This is a genomic window from Caballeronia sp. EK, from assembly GCF_014384845.1.
GTDB classification, from domain to species: Bacteria; Pseudomonadota; Gammaproteobacteria; order Burkholderiales; family Burkholderiaceae; genus Caballeronia; species Caballeronia jiangsuensis.
The window spans coordinates 1-2,499 of sequence record NZ_JACSUE010000065.1; the positions used below are offsets into that span (position 1 = coordinate 1).

Consider the following 2,499-nt stretch of genomic DNA (forward strand, 5'->3'; position numbering starts at 1 on the left):
GTAAGCGGCTCGTCTCGACCGTTGTAGGGGGTGACCTCAGTACGCAGCACAATGATGTCCATCACTTTCGATTTGATGGACACCACTTTGTCAGAGTTCTCAGAGAAGAAGCCGGGTAGTCGAGCGGGCCGTCCAAACTACCCAAGGGAGCTTCGGGACCGGCTGGCGGCAGCGGCGTGTGAACCAGGCGTCTCCGTTGCGAGACTCGCCCGTGAGAATGGCATCAACGCGAACATGCTGTACACCTGGCGGCGCCGATATCTTACCGAGCGGCACGCTCAGCCTGCCGGCATGCTGCCAGTCGTACTGCTGAGTGACCCACCGACGCAGGCCCTGGCCGCGCCGTCAGGCGATTTACCAGCATTAGATGCAAACCCGGCGCCACCTGCGGGCACGATTGAAATCCGAATCGGCCGTGTGGTGGTCAAGGTAGATGGTCTGGTCGACGCCGACATGCTGCGTACCGTGTTGGGCAGTCTGCGATCATGATCTCGCTCCCGGCTGGCACGCGTATCTGGATTGCTGCAGGCGTGACCGACATGCGCTGTGGGTTTCAGGGGCTAGCGGCAAAGGTGCAAACGGCGCTTGAAGAGAATCCATTGGGCGGCAACGTCTACGTCTTCCGAGGCCGCCGAGGCGATCTCATAAAGGTCCTCTGGGCGACGGAGGATGGCATCTGGCTCCTGGCAAAGCGTCTTGAGCGGGGCCGCTTTATCTGGCCCCAGGCCAACGGCGGGAAGATTCATCTGAGCTCCGCACAACTGTCAATGCTTCTCGAGGGCATCGATTGGCGACAGCCCCGGCGCACCGCCGCGTTATCGATGTTGTAAACCGCGCGGAACACTCGTAAACTGCCGTGCATGTCGAACGGCGCCGATCTTCCTGACGATGTCGATCTCCTGAAGGCCTTGTTGGTCGAGGCTCGTAGTCTGCTCGCTGAACGCGATATCGAGATCGATCAGCTCAAGGCACAGATCGACAAACTTCGGCGCATGCAGTTCGGCCGCAAATCCGAACAGTTGCAGCGGCAGATAGAGACCCTCGAGACCCAACTCGAAGATCTGGCCGCCGGACGCGGCGTTGCAGACGTGCAGCGCGCGCAGGCTCAAGGCGCCAACGCGTCCGCCTCCAACGCAACAACCGGCAACGCGGCTTCGAGACATGCATTAGCGGCGCACCTCTTGCGCGAAGATCATGTGCTCGAGCCGGAATCCAGTTGCCCGGACTGCGGTCAAACAATGCAACTGCTCGGTGAGGACATATCCGAACAACTCGCCCGAGTTGCGGCCGCCTTCAAAGTCATTCGCACGATCCGGCGCAAACTTGTTTGCCCTTGCTGCCACGCCATCAAACAGCCGTCGATGCCGGGACTGCCAATCGAGCGGAGCATCGCCCACCCGAGTTTGCTCGCGGATATCCTCGTCTCGAAATACGCAGACCACCAGCCGTTGTATCGACAATCGGCAATCGCCGCTCGCGACGGCGTCACGCTTGACCGTGCCAGCATGGGGCGCTGGGTCGGCCAATGCGAAACGTTGTGCGCGCCACTGATCGAGGCGCTGCGCCGATATACGGTATCGACCGCCAAACTGCATGCTGACGATACGCCGATTCCCGTGCTCGCACCAGGCAACAGGAAGACCCGAACAGGTCGTCTCTGGGTCTATGTGCGCGACGATCGTCGCTCCGGCTCCACGCAACCGGCTGCGGTATGGTTCGCATACTCGCCGAATAGGCAAGGCATCCACCCTCAAACTCATCTCGCTGGCTTCAGAGGGACGCTACAAGCGGACGCATACGCGGGCTTCGATGAACTGTTCCTGGATGGCTCAGTACTGGAAGCAGCCTGCCATGCTCACGCAAGGAGAAAGTTCTACGATATCCACGTACGAACGCCGTCCGACACAACGCAGAAGGCCCTCGAATACATTGGTGCGTTGTACGACATTGAAGCTTCCATTCGCGGCAAGCCTGCGGACGAACGGCTGCGAATACGGCAGGAGAAAGCCAAGCCACTGCTTCGCATCTACGAAGCGTGGCTCAAGACCAAGCTCGAAGCGTTGTCGTCGAAGTCTGACACAGCCAAGGCGATCAGCTACTCGCTTAATCAGTGGCGCGCGCTGACGCTCTACTGCGAAGACGGTACGCTCGAGATCGACAACAACATCGCGGAGAACGCGCTGCGCTGTGTGAGTTTGGGCCGCAAGAACTTCCTATTCGCGGGCTCCGACAGCGGTGGTGAACGTGCTGCTGCAATGTACTCGTTGATTGGCACGTGCGCCCTCAACGACATCGATCCGCGCGCGTACCTAAACTATGTGTTGCCGAGAATCGCCGACCATAGAATCTCTGTCATCGACGAGCTCTTGCCATGGCGTGTGGCCGAGAAGCTGCACGCAGCGGCAAGTTCACCACATCAAGATATCTAGCCGCTCCACCTGAGGCAATCCTGCGCCCAGGCGCGCACGCCTCTACACACGGCCTAGGCGAGCCGCTTAC

General features: G+C 60.1%; 3 protein-coding genes. All 3 read left to right on the forward strand.

Translation table 11 applies throughout. From position 1 onward, the window contains the following. The first annotated feature begins 51 nt into the window (after positions 1–51). Genes tnpA through tnpC form a run of 3 tightly spaced genes read left to right on the forward strand, consistent with a single transcriptional unit; the run spans position 52 to position 2,429 of the window. Positions 52–489 carry an IS66-like element accessory protein TnpA gene (gene tnpA, locus IAG25_RS41015; RefSeq protein ID WP_187609879.1) on the forward strand — a complete coding sequence of 146 codons (438 nt, stop codon included), beginning with the start codon at positions 52–54 and terminating at the stop codon, positions 487–489. Then, positions 486–830 carry an IS66 family insertion sequence element accessory protein TnpB gene (gene tnpB / locus IAG25_RS41020; protein ID WP_187609880.1) on the forward strand — a complete coding sequence of 115 codons (345 nt, stop codon included), beginning with the start codon at positions 486–488 and terminating at the stop codon, positions 828–830. Before tnpA ends, tnpB begins: the two co-directional genes overlap by 4 nt. A 30-nt stretch (positions 831–860) precedes the next feature. Further along, positions 861–2,429 (forward strand): IS66 family transposase, encoded by a 1,569-nt coding sequence (tnpC, locus tag IAG25_RS41025; protein WP_187609881.1) that lies wholly within the window; start codon positions 861–863, stop codon positions 2,427–2,429. The last annotated feature ends 70 nt before the right edge of the window (positions 2,430–2,499 follow it).